Origin of the sequence: Lentibacillus sp. L22 (assembly GCF_040812445.1) — a bacterium.
GTDB lineage: Bacteria > Bacillota > Bacilli > Bacillales > Amphibacillaceae > Lentibacillus_C > Lentibacillus_C daqui.
The window spans coordinates 13,276-31,520 of sequence record NZ_JBFNXI010000023.1 but is presented as its reverse complement, the minus strand read 5'-3'; the positions used below and the strand labels follow the sequence as shown (position 1 = coordinate 31,520).

Here is an 18,245-nt window from a genome sequence, read left to right as displayed (position 1 = left end):
CGTGGCACAAAACTTGCATAATAACAGTAAAAGGAGGTATTCAAATGGTCTCAACAATAGATAGCAAACCCAAAATAGATGGATTTAGAATGCCTGGTGAATTTGAGCAACATCTAGGTACCTGGATGCTGTGGCCGACGAGAACAGATACATGGAGATCGGGAGCAAAACCTGCCCAAAAAGCATATGTAGAAGTTGCTAAATCAATCTCTCGTTTCGAACCTGTAACCATTGGCGTGACCAGCAACCAATTCGAGCATGCACGTGCATTACTACCAAAGAATATTCGGGTGGTTGAAATTTCCTCGAATGATGCATGGATGCGTGATATTGGTCCAACATTTGTCAAAAATGATAAAGGAGAAGTTCGCGGAATAGATTGGACGTTTAATGCATGGGGCGGGCTGGATGAAGGATTATATTTCCCCTGGGATCAGGATTCACTAGTCAAACCAAAAGTTTTTGAGATAGCGCAAACTCATCGATATGATGCATCCGATATTGTATTGGAAGGTGGGGCAATTACAGTAGACGGTGAAGGCACATTAATTACAACCGAACAATGTTTGTTAAATCCGAATCGAAACCCGCATTTATCCAAGCTGGATGTGGAGAAAAAATTAAGCGATTATTTAAACATTGATAAAGTAATTTGGCTAAAGGATGGTTTAGTTGGCGATGAAACAGATGGCCATGTCGATGAAGTCGTATTTTTTGCTCGCCCGGGAGAATTGGTAATAGGCTGGACAGACGATCCTAACCACCCGCAGTATAATGTACTGCATCAGGCTTATGAGCAACTAACGAAGGAAACTGATGCAAAAGGGAGAAAGTTTAAAATTCATAAAATACAACTTCCCGAACAAATTTCCTTAAGTGAAGAAGAAAGCCAGGAAATTGATGTTACCGCGTCTAGTTACAACCGTTCATCGGACGATACATTTATTGCAACATATATTAATTGTTATTTGTGCAACGGCGGGGTTGTTATCCCTGCATTTAATGATCCGCACGATGAAATAGCTATCAATACGTTTAAAGAAATATTTCCTGATCGCGAAATTGTTCCCGTTTATACAAGAGAAATTTCTGTTGGCGGCGGAAATATTCACTGTATTACCCAACAGCAGCCGTTGCCATAACATTTATTGACAAGGAACCCCATTGGGCACCTTGTCTTTTTTAATACATATGCGAGACATTTTTAGCATTAAACATCTAAACCTTTGTGTTTTTACGTAATAGAAATAGTTAACACATTATGGTACACAAAAATCAATTATCATTAAAGTGCGGTCCAACCGCCATCAATGACCATTTCTGAACCTGTCATGAAAGAAGATTCATCTGAAGCTAAATAAAGTACACCGTAAGCGATATCTTCTGGTTTGCCTAAACGTGGTAATTGCGTCAAGCTTTCATAATATTGTTTTGCTTGTTCATCGAAATGCTCTTCAATCATTGGTGTGACAACAATACCGGGATGCACAGAGTTGACCCGGACATTTTGTTTTGCATACTCCACGGCTGCTGCTTTTGATAATGAACGTAACGCTCCTTTTGCCGCTGTATATGGGCTTGTACCTGCCATCCCGACAAGACCACCGATTGAGGAAATATTGATTACAGAGCCACCGCCTGCTTTTTGCATTTCCGGTATCGTATTTTTCATCCCCAAGACACAGCCCGTTAAATCAATATCCATTACTTTTTGCCATTGATCCATGGAAATATCAAGTAATGTACGGGGCTCACTTACTCCCGCGTTATTGACGAGCACATCAATCTTGCCAAAGGCTTCAATTCCTTTAGCTACAACACTTTTCCATTCCTCTTCGGAAGCCACGTTATGCTGAATGGCAATCGCTTCACCGTTATTCGCTCGAATTTGATCAACGACTTCTTGTAAAGCTTCTATCTCTAAGTCGGTTGCCACCACTTTTGCACCTTCTTTCGCAAAAAGGGCAGCCTCTGTAGCTCCTTGCCCATTAGCAGCACCAGTAATAATAGCAACTTTTCCATCCAAACGACCCATAACTAACACATTCCTTTCCTTTTATATTAAGACAGTGGTAATGTAACTGGTTTGCTTTTCTATAGAGTAAGGCCACCTTCTACTCCAATAATGGAACCTGTCATATAAGATGATCCTGAGGTAGCAAGGAACGCAACGACATTCGCGATTTCTTCAGGTTCACCCATTCGTCCGATTGGTGGATATTCAATTTCTGGGATATTTCCGGTTTCTTCCCAAGTTTTTTGAAATCCCTTCACCAGATTGGTTTCAACTCCACCTGGGCAGATTGCATTGACACGAATACCTTTGCCAGCATATTCTTTGGCAGCTGCTTTCGTCAATCCTACAACAGCATGTTTGGTGGCTGAATAAACTGCCAAACTATGCTCAACACGCAATCCTGAGCTGGACGAGTTATTGATGATGATCCCGGAATTTTGTTTTTCCATCACCTTTAACACGTATTTCATCCCCAAAAATACACCTTTAAAATTGACAGACGCGACACGATCATATTCTTCGTCCGGAATGTCAGCCAATAGATATGGTTTTTGAATAACGCCAGCATTGTTGAAAAATACATCAATCCGCCCATATGTTTCAACCGCTTGATTAACATAGCGCTGAATGTCATTGCTATTGGATACGTCAGCTTTGACAAAAATTCCTTCTCCACCTTTTTCCTTTACCAGCGCTAACGTTTCTTCCCCAGCCTGTTGATTAAAGTCAACCAAAACCACCTTCATATGATTTTCTGCTAACTTCAAACTGGAGGCTCGCCCCATACCGCTTCCTGCACCAGTGATTATCGCAATTTTATCGTTTTCAGTCATTCTTTACACTCCTTTTATTCAATCAACATAGTGACTACTTATTGACAACATGTATATTATATATTATTTTAAAACATTGATGCAAAAACGAAAGACGATAATTTGTCGTTTTGTTTACGATTTATAGTATACTTGTTGACAAATAGCAAAAAATTAGGCAAGGAGAGTAAATATGTCTAAAAAAGAGCAAAATACCGATCCACGTGTTGCACGAACACGAAAATGGTTTAGAGACGCATTGTTTGAATTAATTCATGAAAAAGGTTATGAAAATATTACCGTTCAAAATATTGCTGACCGGGCTACATTGAATCGTGCTACATTTTACCTCCATTATCGTGATAAACATGATTTGCTTTATCAAAGTTCAGAGGAAATTTTGAATGGCTTGGCTAAAAATCTGCATTCATCAAAATCCGCGGCAGAAAAGATTGACTTTCGGGGTGACCAACCACCTTACGTTTTTATTCAGCTTTTTGAATATATTTCTTTGAATAGTGACTTTTTTGAGGTTGTATTAGTGGAAAAAAAGATTCCCGCAATAACATCCGGTATGATAGACGTTATTGCAGAATTCATTTCAGAGGGGATTTTTATTATTGCTCCGGATGACGATCAACTTGTAGTCCCCAGAAAAATATTAATTGCGTATATTTCTTCCGCTTTTTTGGGGGTGATTGGCTGGTGGTTGGAAAACGACATGCCCTACACGCCAAAGTATATGGCAACAAAACTCATGCGTCTGGCATTGAAGGGCCCGTATAAGAACGATCCTTTTTAAACTTAAACTGCAAATGTGAAAAAATCCAAAGAACAGCCCTTTCACACTGAGATGGGGGATGTTGCGTTACTATCAGAAATGGGAAAATAACCACCCATAGCCTGAACAAGCAAGGTGGTTATTTTCGACTTTCATTTCCATTGAGACGCAACTGCTTGAACAAGTAAAACGACAGCTTCTAATTAACTGACAAGAAACCTGCTTCCCACTTTATCATAATCCGTTTCCACTGCATTCCCAACACGTAGAAATGCTTGCCTTTTTGATAGGTTGATAATGATAGAAAACACGGTTTCCATCCTCCTATGCTCAGGGGCACGCTCATTTTCAAAATGATTGATTGAATTAGGTGCATTAAATTCATCAGAAAGCCAGCGCTTAAATGATTGTTCATTAATTAATTCCTGGTTCGCAATACTTGTTTGGATAAGCTGTTCCGCTCGCTTTTTCCGAAGTGCCGAATCATCAAACTTAAATTCATTTCGGTCTTCTAAATTTTTCTTAACTTCTTCGGAGCAAATATGATTCGTGTGTACCAATGTTCCACGATCTCCGCCTACATAATCGATGCCAAATGGAGAAACTTCTGCATTCACAGCCATGCCATTTCCATTTCCCTCGTCATATCCAATTAGGAAACTAGCGGCAGAAGCCATTTGTCCGCCTTTTATTTTTGATACCGCCTCAGTCAGGGAGCGTGAATTCAGTACGGCCCTTAACCCTAAGTGGATGGGTACCTCGTTGGATTTTTTGTCGGTAATCAATGCATTAAAGCAAATCCCTACGCCTGCAGAATTATAACCAATCTTACCAATGATCCCACCTTCCGTCACCATCGTTATATCAGGGTTGGATTGGTTCTTTATATCAAGCAGTAGCAAGCTTTCTTTTTGTGAACCTTTCCAATCCCAATTTTGACCAATAATGGTGTCTGATATAATTGGATTAGTGATAGCCATCGCTGTACAACCATCCGAAAAGGCTGTTCCTTTATATCCGGTTAGCGCTATCTCACTACGGGCATTTAATGCGAGAATATCCTCAAACGCTACTCCTGCCCCTGCAGCGATCCCTTCCATTTCCGCGATCATATCGGTATCATATTTCTCAATCGCTGTTAAATGGGATTTTGCACGCTCTTTAGCTTCAGACCAGGTAATATGTTGGTAACCGTGAAATAACTTTTCATAGGTTTCCAGGCTGTGATGAACTTCCTGTTTGCCCTTGCTCCCATGTTCACGACCAATTTCCTTTGCCGTTCCCTGTAGTTGTAATTTCTTCATCACCCATTCCCTCCTCTCCATAATGTTATGATATGATCATTTATTTAATTTTTTCTTCAAAGGCTGTTAAGGATTCATCGATGATTGCAATCATTTTTTCAATTTCTTGTTTGTTGATCACCAATGGCGGTGCAATAGCAACCCGGAAAGTTCCTATTGGTCTCAGAATAAGTTTACGATCAAAACATTCGTCTACGATGGTTGATGCTGCATTTATCGATGCGTCAAGATAATCACCAGTCTCAGGATCGAATACTTCAAATGCTGCTAACAAACCAATGGCCCGGCAGTTTCTTACTATATCGTGTTTCTCTTCCAAATAGGTAAGCCCTTTTTGTAATTCCTTCTCCATTTGTTGTACGTTATCAACTACATGCTCCCGCTCCAATATTTCAATATTTTTCAATGCCACTGCACACGCTGTTGGATGCCCGCTATAAGTGAACCCATGGGCAAAAGTACCATCGAAATTGACAATTTGTTCTCTTACTTTATCACTGATCAAAACGCCACCTAGTTGTGCATAGCCACTGGTAACCCCTTTGGCAATACACATTAAGTCTGGAACGACTCCCCAATGTTCTATGCCAAACATTCTTCCAGTGCGACCAAAGCCACAAATCACTTCATCTGCAATAAATAAAATATTGAATTCATCGCAAAGTGACCGAACTGCTTTTAAATAGCCTTCAGGAGGAATGTTCACCCCACCTGCACCTTGCACTGTTTCTACAATTACTGCGGCGATCGTGTCTGCCCCTTCTCGTTCGATTAAGCCGCGAATCGAATCCGCATAATTTGGATCGCTTTTATCACCTAATTCACAATTGGTGAGATGTGCTTTAGCATGGATAAAACCTTCTACACTGGTTCCGGCAAATTCATGTGTTGAAGGAATGCCGGTTGCACTTTGCGCTGCTTGGGTTACCCCGTGATAACCATCCTTTAATGCAATAATTTTTTTCTTTTCCGGTTTGCCTTTTTGTGCCCAGTAAAACCTTGATGTCTTGAAAGCGGTGTCATTCGATTCAGAACCACCCGAAGTGAAAAACACAGCATTCAAGTCGCCAGGTGCGATCGAAGCCAATTTTTCAGCCAATTTAATGGTTGGTTCACTAGAAAAACCTTTAAATGCTGATGAATAAGCTATTTTCAGCATTTGCTCCCTAGAAGCGTCAGCCAGTTCCGTTTGTCCATGTCCCAAATTAACATTCCAAAGCATAGACATTCCGTCGATATATGCTTCTCCCTCGGTATTATATGCATAAACGCCCTTACCTTCCGAAAAAATAATGTCGGGTCCGTTTTCTGCCACAGCTTTTGGTGCTGTTGTAGGGTGAATAAAATGTTTTTTATCTAACTCCACTAATTCCGCTACTCTGGATTTTGCCATATTTGTTGTCTGACTCATAACATAAGCCTCCTTGTATTTTTCAAGTATTCATTCTATAACATGCAATTTATATGCCAACCCAGGATCTTTTATCAAATATTGACTTGGGCTTCGTTTTAGCAGGAGTTGTCCACGTTAGATCAAGAAAAATTACACTTTATTTCTGCCTGATAACCTATCATTTTATGCTGCAACGCATAGATGTATTATAAAATGCATAAAAAGACAGTCGTTGTTATGATGTAATAAACCACATTTGCAAGAAATTACTCATACTGCATGATTCTTTTATATTTACGACTGACCGCCGATTGACTAATTCCTAGTGCTTCGGCTGCTTTAGTCGTTGTCTTGTACTTTTTCATTGCCAACATAATTAATTGTTGCTCCACATCTTCCTTTGCCTCATTTAGTGGAATAATTCCAGAAACCATTGGCCTCGATCGTTGAACTTCTCCCGTTACCATAAATTGACCAACAAAATCCTCATTAATCACCTCATCATCAGCCGTAACAAATATCCGCTCAATTAAATTCTGCAGTTCACGAATATTACCCGGCCACGAATAATTTTCCAAAAGATTTAATGCACCGGGTGAGAAATGGTAATTTTTATCGTACCGCTGATTTAATGATTGCAGTGTGTGATAAGCCAATAGCGGTATATCCTCCGGTCTTTCACACAGAGGCGGGACATGGATTGGAATAACATTGATCCGATAGTATAAATCTTCGCGAAAAGCCCCCTTTTCAACCAACGTTTTTAAGTCCTTATTTGTCGCAGCTACAATTTGGACATCAATCGGGATTGGGGTAACGCTGCCAATGGGAACCACTTCATTTTCTTGTAGCACCCGCAATAATTTAACCTGTAGTGAAAATGGCATATCGCCAATTTCATCAAGGAATAAGACACCGCCATTTGCCTGTTCAAAGTATCCTTGCTTCCCATTTACATTTGCTCCGGTAAAGGATCCTTTCGTATAGCCAAACAATTCACTCTCCAGTAAGTTTTCCGGTATGGAACCACAGTTGATGGTCAAAAACGGCTGATCTGATCGGTTGCCTTCCCTATGTATGGCACGGGCAATTAATTCCTTGCCTACCCCCGATTTCCCATGGATTAATACCGTTGAGGAAAAATCCGCTATTTTTTCTATTTGATTTACGATCTTTTGCATTTTAGCGCTGCAGTAGATGATATCATTTGAAGGATTGGTTTTATTTTTTAAACGGGAGAGCTCTTGCTTATACCGTTGCGTGATTTCTTTGGTTTGCTTTAACTCTGTTTTTAATTTTGTATTTTCCGTAATATCACGGGAAGCAATAACGATCCGCATTAATTCCCCATCATCATTAAAAACAGGATTGCCGATAGCCAGTATTTTTTTGCCGCTATTTGTCTCTTGTACAACAGACACCTTTTCCTGTCTTTCTAGCACCATTCTTGTTACAGAAGGAGAAAAATGACCCGTTTCCTCTAATTCCGGTATATTTTTCCCAACCAGCTCTTTTAGGTCACTCCTCCAAAAATCCGTAATATAATTTTCGCTATGTCTAATCAGTGTCCCTTCATGATCAACAACTAGTAGTTCATCATAAATGGTAGACAGAATCGCATTCATATCCCGATTTAAATTTTTAACTGCTTCGATTTCCATGGCCATTTCTTCAACCATTGGCAAATCTTGAACGATAATAATTGCCCCGTCCACTTTTCCGTCCGCAGTCTCAATCGGGCTATAATCGACCAGCACCCCCATTTCATCTGTGATATGAATTTGGTTCAACGTGGTCTTTCCGGTAGAGAACACTTGATGTAGAAGTTCGCCGTTAAAAATGTCACCCGCATCAGCTCCGATAACTTTTTCGGCTGTAGACCGGATCATTTGTAAGCCGGAATCGTTATAATTCACTATCTTCTTGTGGTGATCAACGACAAATATCCCCATCGGTATCGAAGCAAGCAATACCTTTAATAGATTCGTATTACGATCCTCACGAAACATTTCAACGAGCATATCTTCCCGCCTCAGATATCCCGCCAATTCATGATTATCGCCCTTCACCAAAACAATAGGCTCACCTAATATTTGAAAAATGTAAGGTACAGATATGGGTTGTTTCGGATTAAATACACCAATTTTTTTGATTGAAACGGCATGTGAACGTAATTCCTTCATGTTTAAACCTTTGTCTGTTATTTCGTTTGTTGTCCATTTTTTCAAATCTACATAGGCATATACTTTATTGTTCCTGGATAAAAATAGATATTGATCACGATAGTCTGCTAAATTCTTGGAAACATTTTCTTCTTTTTCATCATCTTCTACGATAAAAATAGGCTTTAGCTTATCAAAAATGGTTTGGCTCATTTTGGATCCCCTTTTTTCACGAGCAATTCTTTATATTTCATATTATACCATTTATATAAATAATCCAATACCCCATTTACGAGCCAACTGTATTCGGAAATGCAAAAACGATGGAGAACATTGGACTATAAGTTGATCGAAGTTGTCTCAAAGTTGATGGGGCGGCTTATAGTTGATTGGAAAACCGCAAAAGTTGATCGAGCGAAGCCTAAAGTTGATCGGAAATCCATGAAAGTTGATCGTGACAGCCTTAAAGTTAATTGAAAATCGCGAAAGTTGATCGAGCCGGCCTTAAAGTTGATCGAGACTATTTAAAAGAGTGCTCAATCAATAGGCGGTAAGGTGTTTTTTCAGTAACACCGGAGCATCCCTATGGCGCTAGTATTTACGTAGAACAAGAATAAAAGGATAGCACACCTTAATAGCGCACCATCCTTTATACTTTAAAAATATCTTGTTTGACATCCTTTTAAAACCTGTTTACACCCATCGTGTTGTAATAACTTTCTTCCTTGTGTAAAACTCAATTCCATCTTTCCCATTAACATGCAGATCACCATAGAAAGAATCTTTCCAGCCGGAGAATGGGAAAAAGGCCATGGGAGCAGGTACTCCAATATTTACCCCAAGCATACCGGCGTCGATTGTTTCATGGAATTGCCGTACACTGCCACCATCATTGGTAAAAATACATGATCCGTTGGCAAAGCGTGATTTATTGGTCAATTTAACTGCTTCATCGAGATCTTTGACACGGGAAATGGATAGAACCGGAGCAAATATTTCATCCTGCCAGATCTTCATTTCACTTGTTACATTGTCAAAAATGGTTGGACCGACAAAATATCCTTCCCGCTTGATACTCTCATCTTTACGTCCATCCCGGACAAGTGTCGCCCCTTCGTTTTCGCCCGTTTCGATATACTGTAGTGTTCGCTCTTTATGCTGATCGCGAATGACCGGTCCGAGGAAAACTCCTTCATCCAATCCATTGCCAATCTTAATTTCATTTGCTTTTTGCACCAGTTTTTCAATCAAATCATCGGCGATTGCCTCCTCAACAGCTACTACCGAACAAGCCATGCAACGCTCCCCGGCTGACCCGAATGCTGCACTAATGATTTGTGTTGCCGCATTTTCCAGATTGGCGTCCTTTAGTACGATGGAATGGTTTTTCGCTCCGGACAGTGCCTGCACACGCTTCAGGTTTTCTGTTCCTTTTTTATAGACATATTCTGCGACTGGCTGTGAGCCGACAAAAGAAATTGCAGCAACCTGTTCATGTTCCAAAAGACCGTTAACTACATCATGTGCGCCGTGAACGATATTCAATACACCGTTTGGCACTCCTGCTTCTTCTAGTAATTCTGCCAGGCGATTAGCCAACAGTGGTGTTCGTTCGGATGGTTTCAGAACAAATGTATTTCCTGTTACAATCGCCATTGGGAACATCCAGCATGGCACCATCATCGGAAAGTTGAACGGGGTAATGCCGCCGATGACACCGATTGGGTAGCGATATACACCTGATTCCAGCCCGGAAGAAATCGATGGCAGCTGTGATCCCATAGACAACGATGGTGCACCTGCTGCATATTCTACACACTCAATTCCGCGAAGAACCTCACCATACGCTTCTTTGTAACTCTTGCCATTTTCCACCGTGACCAGCTCGGCAAGTTCCTCCCAATGGTCGACAAGTAGTTGTTGATATTTGAATAAAATGCGCGCCCGTTTCGGAACCGGAAACTCCTTCCATGTCTGAAATGTCTCGGAAGCAACTTCAACTGCCTGGTCTAAATCCTTTCTTGAAGATAAAGGTACCTGTGCAATGACTTCACCTGTAGCCGGGTTAAATACCTCTGCCGTTTTATCAGATGACGCCTCTACCCATTCACCATTAATATAGTTTTTAAGTGATTTTACTTGTGTTGTAGTCATATGAACGAATACCTCCTGCTGGTTTATTTAAATGATTTCTACGGTTATTGATTTTCCTTAAACACTTTCTTAATGACAGAAACAATAAATTCCAGATCATCATCGGAACAAGAAAGTGGTGGACATAGTGCCAAAATATTATTATATCCGGCAACAGTATCTCCGTTTTTACCGATGATCAGGCCATTGGCTTTACAATCACTGACGATTTTACCAACCCGTTCTGAAGATGCTGGTTCTTTTGTGTTTTTGTCCTCGACCATTTCGATCCCCATTACAAAACCTAAACTTCGGACATCTCCAACATATGGGTGACTCGTCAATTCGCCAAGTTCATTTTGGAGCCGCTCCCCTAAAACAGCTGCCCGATTGACCAATTTCTCTTCTTGCAGAATTTCAATGTTTTTCAGTGCCAGTGCACAGGCTGCAGGGTTGCCGCCAAACGTATTAACATGACGGAAATGATTGTTTTCTCCATTCTTTTCAAAGGTTTGATAAATATCTTTGCGAACTGCCGTGACAGATAATGGCAAATAGGCACTTGTCAGTCCTTTCGCCATCGTGACAATGTCTGGTTTAATATCAAAATGCTGATGACCAAACATTTTACCAGTCCGGCCAAAGCCACAAATCACCTCGTCAATAATCAATAACACACCATGACGCTGACAGATCTCCTGAACTTTTTCCACATAAACTGGATCGGGAATCAGGATACCACCACCTGTTATTAACGGTTCCATAATCACACCGGCAATGCTTTCTTTTTGCTCCCAGATAATGGTGTCTTCCAGATCCTGTGCCCGTTGCAAGTTATAATCTCTCACCGATATACCGTCTGGTTTCCGATAATTATCGGGCGGTGCAACATGTAAGAATCCAGAGGCAAGTGGTTCGTATTTATATTTCCTTAACGGTTGCCCTGTTGCCGCCAATGCTCCCATCGATCCACCATGATACGCCCTGTAACGTGAAATAAATTTATATCGTGAAGGCTCCCCATTTTGTTGATGATATTGACGGGCGATTTTAAAGGCTACTTCATTTGCATCGGAACCACTGTTGGAATAAAAAATCATATAATCATCATCAAGCAGCTCATTTAATTTTTCAGCAAGCTCAATGCCTGGTATGTGGCTTTGCGTCATCGAAGTATAAGCCATTTTTTGCATTTGTTCATAGGCCGCACGTGCCAGCTCTTCCCGACCATATCCGACATTAACACACCACAGACCTGACATGGCGTCCAATAATCGGTTTCCTTCAGAGTCAGTTATCCATGACCCTTTCCCTTCTGTTACAACCATCGGACGTTTCTGATCGTTATATTGAGAAATATGATGCCAGACATTTTGCCGGTCTTTTTCCTTAATGGACTGCGATTGCTGTACCTCATTAACCGTTCTCATCGCCATTTCTCCTTTCCAACCATTCATTTTATCCTTTGTCCACTACCCAGTAATTGTAAGCGATTACTTTATTAACCTGTTATCTCCCCGACTGAATCAATCGTTCCCAAGTTGACAACCATTCAACATTACTTCATAATTTATTTTACAAAGAATTTATAACATTGTAACTTCACACTTTGTAACATCATAAACAGATTGCTTTAACATTGTGGAGGGATGGGACTCAATAGTAGTAATCAAACAATAATGCCAAAATGATTACGGAACCAATAACAATTTGTTGAGTGTAAACAAACTCCCCATCAATCATTATTTTATCAACTTTGGCATCTAACAGTTCATCGTTTGTATAATTAATTAAGGAGCGATCAAATACAATGACATCGGCTAGTTATCCTGCTTCTATGCTCCCTTTTACTTTTCTTCAAATGACGCATATGCTCCGTTCATTGTATACATCCGGATCACCTCCAATAAAGAAACTCTTTGTCTTTCTCCAATAACCTGCCCACTATCAGATTGACGAGTCAATAACGTGTGGATGCTACGTAATGGCGAAAAATCGGTATGAAAGTTGAATTACTTGTAATACGATCAATATATTTATTGAAATTGCGATTGCTTCACTGAAACAAATACTTTTGAAGCCACACTGACACCATACATCATCAAAATATTAATTATTAGCGCAACAAACGATCCGTTTATGTCCTGAATCCATTGTGGGGCCAATGGTAAGAGATCACCAATGCCCAGATCCTTCAACGTCATGAACAGGACAACTATCACACCAGACAGAATACCAACAAAAGCTCCCTGTTTAGTGATGAAATTATTCTTTTGAAGACTAAGGAATAATGCCGGCGTCAATTGAACAATAAGGCTATACGACATAATATTTAATATCGCCATTGCTTCCCCACCAGTAACTGTAAAATAAAGAGCAATCAATGAGAAAACGATAATTAAAGCCTTAGAAGTAGCTAGCAAATGTTTATCAGATGCTTTGGGAACAAGTAATTTATATACATTTTGCGTAATTCCTGCTGAAGCCGACATAAGCATAACAGAGCATGGTACTAATGCGGTCAACAAGCCGGCTGCTCCTATGATCCCGATCACCCAGGGATTAAATGTTTTAATCGCAATCGATAATAAGGCAAGGTCCCCTTGTGCTGCACTCAATTCCGGAATTATTGTAACAGCAGAGAATCCAACAAAGAAAATAAAAACAAGAAGAATTGTATACAACGGTAACGTGATTGCATTTTTACGCAAACTCTTTTCACCGTTTGCAGATAGAACAACCATAAAAGAATGGGGGAGGATAAAAAATCCAATCGCGTTAAAAATAACTGTTGAAATAAACCATGAGTTACTAAACCCCGCACTCGATAGTGTCAAAAGGTCAGGCTTTACCGTTTCAACTGCTTCAAACATTGGTTTAATGCCACCGAAATAGTAAAATGGGATATATAGGCCAAGAAAAATAACAACGACAACAATCATAAAATCTTTAATAATGGCTGTCCATGCTGAGCCGTGAATACCGGAAATCATTACGTAAATTGCAACTACAGTAGCACCAATACAACTCGCAATAGCAGGAGAAATTGTACCAAAGGATGCCTGAGATACAATAATACCAAGACCTTTAAATTGGATAACAATATAAGGAATGAGTGCCACTCCCCCTACAATCGCAACTAATACCCCCAATGCCGTACTATTATATTTAGAAGCAAAGAAGTCCGGTTGTGAAATGAGCTTGTTTTCCTTACAATATCTCCATATCTTCGGTAAAAACCAATAGGATAGTATATAAGCAATAAATATATAAGCAGGTACATAGTAAACCGCAGCACCTCTAGTGTATGTCCAACCACTGCCTCCAAGAAATGTGAATGTTGTATAGACTTCCCCCGCAACTAGTAAGAATATAAAGAGTAACCCAAATCCACGTCCCCCGACAGTCCATTGCTCCATGCTCATCTCTTTCCCTCTTGATGATAATATCCCGAGAAAAAGCGCTAAAACAAGAAACAGGCCTATAATAACTAATGATACATTCATTCCGTCTCACCATCCTTATTATCTGGATCCAGTTTATAGACAATCGTTAAAATAATTGGTGAGAGTATCATCCAGAGCACAAGCCAAAATAATAAAAATGGCATCCCTAACACATAAGGTTCGATTCTATTCGCCCAAGGTAGAAAACCGAGGTATCCGATAAAAGGGATTAAAATTAATAATTTAATAGCTTTCAAATCCATTCACCTCATTAAAGTGATGCTCTGTTTAATTTACACTTTAAAATTCCGCTTCTTCTGCAGACTTATCTTGTTTTATGTTTTACCTATACATACCAAGTGTTGTCTAAATTAAAATACTTACTTTTCTCAAACGCAATGTGTTGTAATTAACCACCAATGCCAAAGCTGTTTCCAACAGGGTATTTGCTCTCTTTTCGAAACCTTATCATGTTTTTAGTTTATCTTTTCCGCAGCTTCTTCATGATTCTATCCATTTATATTTGGAACAAAGACTATCGAAGTAAACCATCTGCAATTACATGAACATTGGACATGTTATTCAAAATCTATTCCATAAAAAGTATATATTGTCAATGAACTCCGGCAATAACAGACTCGAAAGAAATAAAAATGAACCGTTCTGTAATGTTCTGCCCCTTGTTTAAAACACGGCTTCTATTCCACCAAGTATTATTTTGGAGCATTTCAAACAGATAGGTTCATTAGAGATTAAATATATCAATTTTCAATAGCAAGGACTTTGAAGATTTCTGCACACTTTTCTATTTCTTCGACACTGACCCATTCATCAATCTCATGAGCCTGTTCCAAATTTCCTGGTCCAAAACAAATTGCATTTTTGTTATTCAGTTGCCAAGAGACAACAGCTGCATCAGTATATGCTACATATCCCTTATGAACAGGATTATTATTCATCACTTTTTTGTATCCTTTCGATAATAATTGAACCACTTCTGCATTATCAGGCACTTCAACTGGTGGTCGTTGTAGGCCAAGATTCCTAATTTCCACTTCAGAACCGGATAACCTACCAATTGCACGATGAACTGCCTTTTCCATTAATTTATTTGCATAACTATCGTCAAATGGCGGAACAATTCTAAAATCAATTTCAGCCCGTGCTTTATCAGGGACTACATTTGTTTTAGAACCACCTTCCATTTTACCAATGGATAACAATGATTTTCCCAAAAGCTCGTGGTCAAATGGTAACCCATTTACAACAGACTTTAATTCACATATGATTTCAGCTAATGCATGATTTGCATCTATTCCCCTTTCTGCATGTCCACCATGTGATGACCTTCCGTGGGCAATAATCTCGTACCACATAACTCCACGATGTGCGCGAACAATATTTAAATTTGTTGGTTCGGGTGCAATAGTCATAATTGAAGAATCTACAAAATCTAATTCCAAAAGTTTCATTATGCCTTTCATGTCAGGGCCCTCTTCATCCACAGAAACAGCAACAATAAAGTCCCCAGGTAATTCCGATTCTTTGCTTGCTTCTTTTAAAGCATAAAGAGCTGCGGCTAGACCCGACTTCATATCTGCTGATCCACGTCCAAACATTTTACCCCCGACCAATTCACCACCAAAGGGATCATGAGACCACCCTTCGCCCGCTGGGACCGTATCACAATGTGCAACCATCATGATTGGATCACGGGTTCCATTCCCCCTAAGTCGTGCAATAATATTGTTTCGATCAGGCTCTACCTTTTGTAGTTGATATCTTATGTCATTTTCTTGAAGCCATTTACATATAAACTTAGTAATTTCTTTTTCATAATTAATTGGATTTTCAGAGTTAACTTTTACTAATTGAGATGTTAATTCAACTGCCGGATGTACCATTTAAAATCCTCCTCAAAGTTTTACGGATAAGTATGGATAAAATTTTTCTTTTTGATGGGCCAAATAGATGTAGTGAAATTGCTACTTCCCCAAGTACATTTTCATTAGTTGATACCGAACGTAAATAAACTAACTAAAATGTTTAAACGTTCATCATTGAGAGCGCATTCAAAATCGACTGGTATAATCATTAGGTTGATGAAATATATTGTATTTTCACATTTCAACAATATACAAGCGAGTAATCAAAATCATTTATCATTTTTTAATAATTAGCTACCTCCCTATACACTGTGTATAATTTTCATTTGCCCAATCCACTTATTCTTTTCGATAATAATCAGATTGAAAGGTTTGCACATGGTCAAAGTTCTAGCAGAAGGTATCCGGAACATTCTGCAGTTTAGAAGGGGGCAAACGGTTGAGCCAGATACAAGAGCCATTTCATCCATAAAAAACAATCCTCTTTCTCCGCGTCAAAAAAGGAAATAGCTGGCCATATCTACCAATTTAGAGGTGCACTACATCTCTATTCGTGCTCCCTCCATACACCCCCACCTGAACAGTTACAATTATTTTGGAAACCCTAATTCGGATCGATTGGTGTAACTCTTTCCGTATGTGCCTCAATGACATCAGCAGCCTCAAATAAGGTATCTTCACGAAACCTTCTACCAATAATCTGAACACCAGCAGGAAGTCCATCTACAACGGATGTTGGAACAGTAATTCCGGGAAATCCAAGTGTGGGAATCGATGTCATCGGCCATTGTGCTGATACAACATGACGCATACTCTCAATACTAGCAATATCAGCATCCTGATCAAAGGCCTGTGTAGCCGAGACCGGTAATAAGATTAATGGACAGTCTTCCAAAAATTGTTGAAGCTGAGCGATAAGCGTACCACGGCGCGCATAACCTTTCATGAAATCCTTAAGGTCAGGGTTCGGTCCCCACCATTCTTCAGCAACGGCAGAATAATGCTTTAATGCTTTCAAAATTCCCTGATCACCCGATTGCTTCAGAAGAGGCATCTTCTGCCGGAAATCCCCCAAACAAAGTAAATACCAAAGTCGGTACGCTTCAGCCAATAAAGGAAGTTCAATCTCCTCAACAATATAGCCGGCTGAACGCAATTTTAAGGCAGCTTCATCCAAAGCCGCGTTGACAGCGTCAGTTGGTTTAGCAACACCAACATCTCGTAAAAGCCCGACATGAATTGGTCGCTTTAAGGGCTCTTCTTTTAAGGTCACCGGCGTAGAGACTGGATCACGTGGATCAAAACCAATCATGCTGGCAAATGCCAACCGAAGATCGGATATGGTATGAGCTAGCGGGCCTTGAACAGACATAATTTGGTTCGAAAGAGGCTTATCTTGTTGATCAGAATCATTCCAACTTGGAATCCGCCCCACAGTTGGCCTGATTCCCGCTACGCCACAGGCATATGCAGGATAACGAACCGAACCACCTATATCATTACCGAGTGCCACAGGTACCATACCGCTCGCAACCGAAGCTGCTGCCCCTCCACTGGATCCTCCTGGAGTTTTTTTCGCATTCCATGGATTTAACGTTTTACCATGTAATTCATTGTCCGTAAACCATCTAAAGGAAAAAGCTGGCGTATTACTACGGCCTACGAATATAGCTCCAGCCTTCCGTAAATTTGCAACTTGCGGACTATCTGTCAAAGCGATATTATCTTGTAAATCTACCACACCGTTTGTTGTCGCATGTCCCTTTTGGTCGATATTGACCTTAATCGAGACAGGTACACCATGCAGGGGGCCGAGTGAGCCACCTTCAGCTACTTTTCGATCCGCCTCATCCGCCGCCTCCAATGCTTCCTTTTCTGATACCTCTACCAAAGCGTTTATATGTGGATTAACTTCTTGAATGCGGTTTAATGAACTCATGACTGCCTCACGCGATGATATCAATCCTGTTTTAATCCCGTGAGCTAACTCCTCCGCTGTCCAATTCCAAAGCTTTTCCTTATCAGTTCTCTCTTTTCGATGTAAACTTTCCATTTGATCCCCTCCAAAAGTTTCATGACAAGTTGACTGTCTGGACTTGCATATAATTTTTTGAGTTTCCTATCCAATTTCTTTAATTCAATAATTCCTTCTTTCCTTTTCAAAGATTAAAAAACATAAAACACCAAATACATAATACTTTTATTCTTTACCCACTATCAAGCAATTGTAAACGATTACTATTTTCCGCTATCTGAACCAATCATTCCTAAGTTGACAACCATTCAACATTACTTCATAATTTATTTTACA

At 39.9% G+C, this 18,245-nt stretch carries 14 protein-coding genes; 2 read left to right on the top strand and 12 right to left on the bottom strand.

The genetic code is table 11. The annotated features are described in order from the left end of the window. Positions 1-44 precede the first annotated feature (44 nt). A complete protein-coding gene (aguA, locus tag ABRT01_RS11325) occupies positions 45-1,142 on the top strand; it encodes an agmatine deiminase (protein WP_367747207.1) in 1,098 nt (365 codons plus the stop codon). Between the two features lie 143 nt (positions 1,143-1,285). Here the strand turns inward: aguA and ABRT01_RS11320 are convergent, their stop codons facing one another. Further along, entirely contained in the window at positions 1,286-2,035 is a 750-nt protein-coding gene (locus ABRT01_RS11320) for an SDR family NAD(P)-dependent oxidoreductase (RefSeq protein WP_367747205.1), read from the bottom strand. A gap of 59 nt (positions 2,036-2,094) precedes the next feature. Next, positions 2,095-2,850: an SDR family NAD(P)-dependent oxidoreductase gene (locus ABRT01_RS11315; protein ID WP_269410022.1), complete on the bottom strand. Its 756-nt coding sequence runs from the start codon at positions 2,848-2,850 to the stop codon at positions 2,095-2,097. Positions 2,851-3,022: 172 nt separating this feature from the next. Here ABRT01_RS11315 and ABRT01_RS11310 point away from each other — a divergent pair, with 172 nt between their 5' ends. Continuing rightward, positions 3,023-3,631 (top strand): TetR/AcrR family transcriptional regulator, encoded by a 609-nt coding sequence (locus ABRT01_RS11310; protein ID WP_269410023.1) that lies wholly within the window; start codon positions 3,023-3,025, stop codon positions 3,629-3,631. Positions 3,632-3,813: 182 nt separating this feature from the next. Here ABRT01_RS11310 and ABRT01_RS11305 read toward each other — a convergent pair whose 3' ends face one another. The 10 genes from ABRT01_RS11305 to ABRT01_RS11260 all read right to left on the bottom strand — a co-directional run bounded on the left by ABRT01_RS11305 (position 3,814) and on the right by ABRT01_RS11260 (position 17,987). Continuing rightward, the gene (locus ABRT01_RS11305) at positions 3,814-4,914 is read right to left on the bottom strand and encodes a C45 family autoproteolytic acyltransferase/hydrolase (protein WP_269410024.1); all 1,101 of its coding nucleotides are present in this window, start codon (positions 4,912-4,914) and stop codon (positions 3,814-3,816) included. Between the two features lie 40 nt (positions 4,915-4,954). Further along, positions 4,955-6,325 carry an aminotransferase family protein gene (locus tag ABRT01_RS11300; RefSeq protein WP_269410025.1) on the bottom strand — a complete coding sequence of 457 codons (1,371 nt, stop codon included), beginning with the start codon at positions 6,323-6,325 and terminating at the stop codon, positions 4,955-4,957. A gap of 248 nt (positions 6,326-6,573) precedes the next feature. Then, on the bottom strand, positions 6,574-8,682 hold the full coding sequence (locus ABRT01_RS11295) for a sigma 54-interacting transcriptional regulator (protein ID WP_367747201.1): 2,109 nt from the start codon (positions 8,680-8,682) through the stop codon (positions 6,574-6,576). Between the two features lie 480 nt (positions 8,683-9,162). Next, on the bottom strand, positions 9,163-10,623 hold the full coding sequence (locus ABRT01_RS11290; protein ID WP_367747199.1) for a CoA-acylating methylmalonate-semialdehyde dehydrogenase: 1,461 nt from the start codon (positions 10,621-10,623) through the stop codon (positions 9,163-9,165). A gap of 44 nt (positions 10,624-10,667) precedes the next feature. Then, positions 10,668-12,032: an aspartate aminotransferase family protein gene (locus tag ABRT01_RS11285; protein WP_269410029.1), complete on the bottom strand. Its 1,365-nt coding sequence runs from the start codon at positions 12,030-12,032 to the stop codon at positions 10,668-10,670. Between the two features lie 417 nt (positions 12,033-12,449). Next, positions 12,450-12,566, bottom strand: a complete 117-nt coding sequence (locus tag ABRT01_RS11280; RefSeq protein WP_367747197.1) for a hypothetical protein — start codon at positions 12,564-12,566, stop codon at positions 12,450-12,452. Between the two features lie 72 nt (positions 12,567-12,638). Continuing rightward, the gene (locus tag ABRT01_RS11275; RefSeq protein WP_367747195.1) at positions 12,639-14,108 is read right to left on the bottom strand and encodes a sodium:solute symporter family protein; all 1,470 of its coding nucleotides are present in this window, start codon (positions 14,106-14,108) and stop codon (positions 12,639-12,641) included. Continuing rightward, positions 14,105-14,305, bottom strand: coding sequence for a DUF3311 domain-containing protein (locus ABRT01_RS11270; RefSeq protein WP_367747193.1), 201 nt, complete (start codon positions 14,303-14,305; stop codon positions 14,105-14,107). Before ABRT01_RS11270 ends, ABRT01_RS11275 begins: the two co-directional genes overlap by 4 nt. 504 nt (positions 14,306-14,809) lie before the next feature. Next, entirely contained in the window at positions 14,810-15,952 is a 1,143-nt protein-coding gene (locus tag ABRT01_RS11265) for a M20 family metallopeptidase (RefSeq protein WP_367747191.1), read from the bottom strand. Between the two features lie 586 nt (positions 15,953-16,538). Next, positions 16,539-17,987, bottom strand: coding sequence for an amidase family protein (locus tag ABRT01_RS11260; protein ID WP_367747189.1), 1,449 nt, complete (start codon positions 17,985-17,987; stop codon positions 16,539-16,541). Positions 17,988-18,245 lie beyond the last annotated feature (258 nt).

What these genes read in the sequence shown, in the direction of transcription:
- aguA (WP_367747207.1), top strand. Translation starts at nt 45, where the DNA reads ATGGTCTCAACAATAGATAGCAAACCCAAAATAGATGGATTTAGAATG.
- ABRT01_RS11320 (WP_367747205.1), bottom strand. Translation starts at nt 2,035, where the DNA reads ATGGGTCGTTTGGATGGAAAAGTTGCTATTATTACTGGTGCTGCTAAT.
- ABRT01_RS11315 (WP_269410022.1), bottom strand. Translation starts at nt 2,850, where the DNA reads ATGACTGAAAACGATAAAATTGCGATAATCACTGGTGCAGGAAGCGGT.
- ABRT01_RS11310 (WP_269410023.1), top strand. Translation starts at nt 3,023, where the DNA reads ATGTCTAAAAAAGAGCAAAATACCGATCCACGTGTTGCACGAACACGA.
- ABRT01_RS11305 (WP_269410024.1), bottom strand. Translation starts at nt 4,914, where the DNA reads ATGAAGAAATTACAACTACAGGGAACGGCAAAGGAAATTGGTCGTGAA.
- ABRT01_RS11300 (WP_269410025.1), bottom strand. Translation starts at nt 6,325, where the DNA reads ATGAGTCAGACAACAAATATGGCAAAATCCAGAGTAGCGGAATTAGTG.
- ABRT01_RS11295 (WP_367747201.1), bottom strand. Translation starts at nt 8,682, where the DNA reads ATGAGCCAAACCATTTTTGATAAGCTAAAGCCTATTTTTATCGTAGAA.
- ABRT01_RS11290 (WP_367747199.1), bottom strand. Translation starts at nt 10,623, where the DNA reads ATGACTACAACACAAGTAAAATCACTTAAAAACTATATTAATGGTGAA.
- ABRT01_RS11285 (WP_269410029.1), bottom strand. Translation starts at nt 12,032, where the DNA reads ATGAGAACGGTTAATGAGGTACAGCAATCGCAGTCCATTAAGGAAAAA.
- ABRT01_RS11275 (WP_367747195.1), bottom strand. Translation starts at nt 14,108, where the DNA reads ATGAATGTATCATTAGTTATTATAGGCCTGTTTCTTGTTTTAGCGCTT.
- ABRT01_RS11265 (WP_367747191.1), bottom strand. Translation starts at nt 15,952, where the DNA reads ATGGTACATCCGGCAGTTGAATTAACATCTCAATTAGTAAAAGTTAAC.
- ABRT01_RS11260 (WP_367747189.1), bottom strand. Translation starts at nt 17,987, where the DNA reads ATGGAAAGTTTACATCGAAAAGAGAGAACTGATAAGGAAAAGCTTTGG.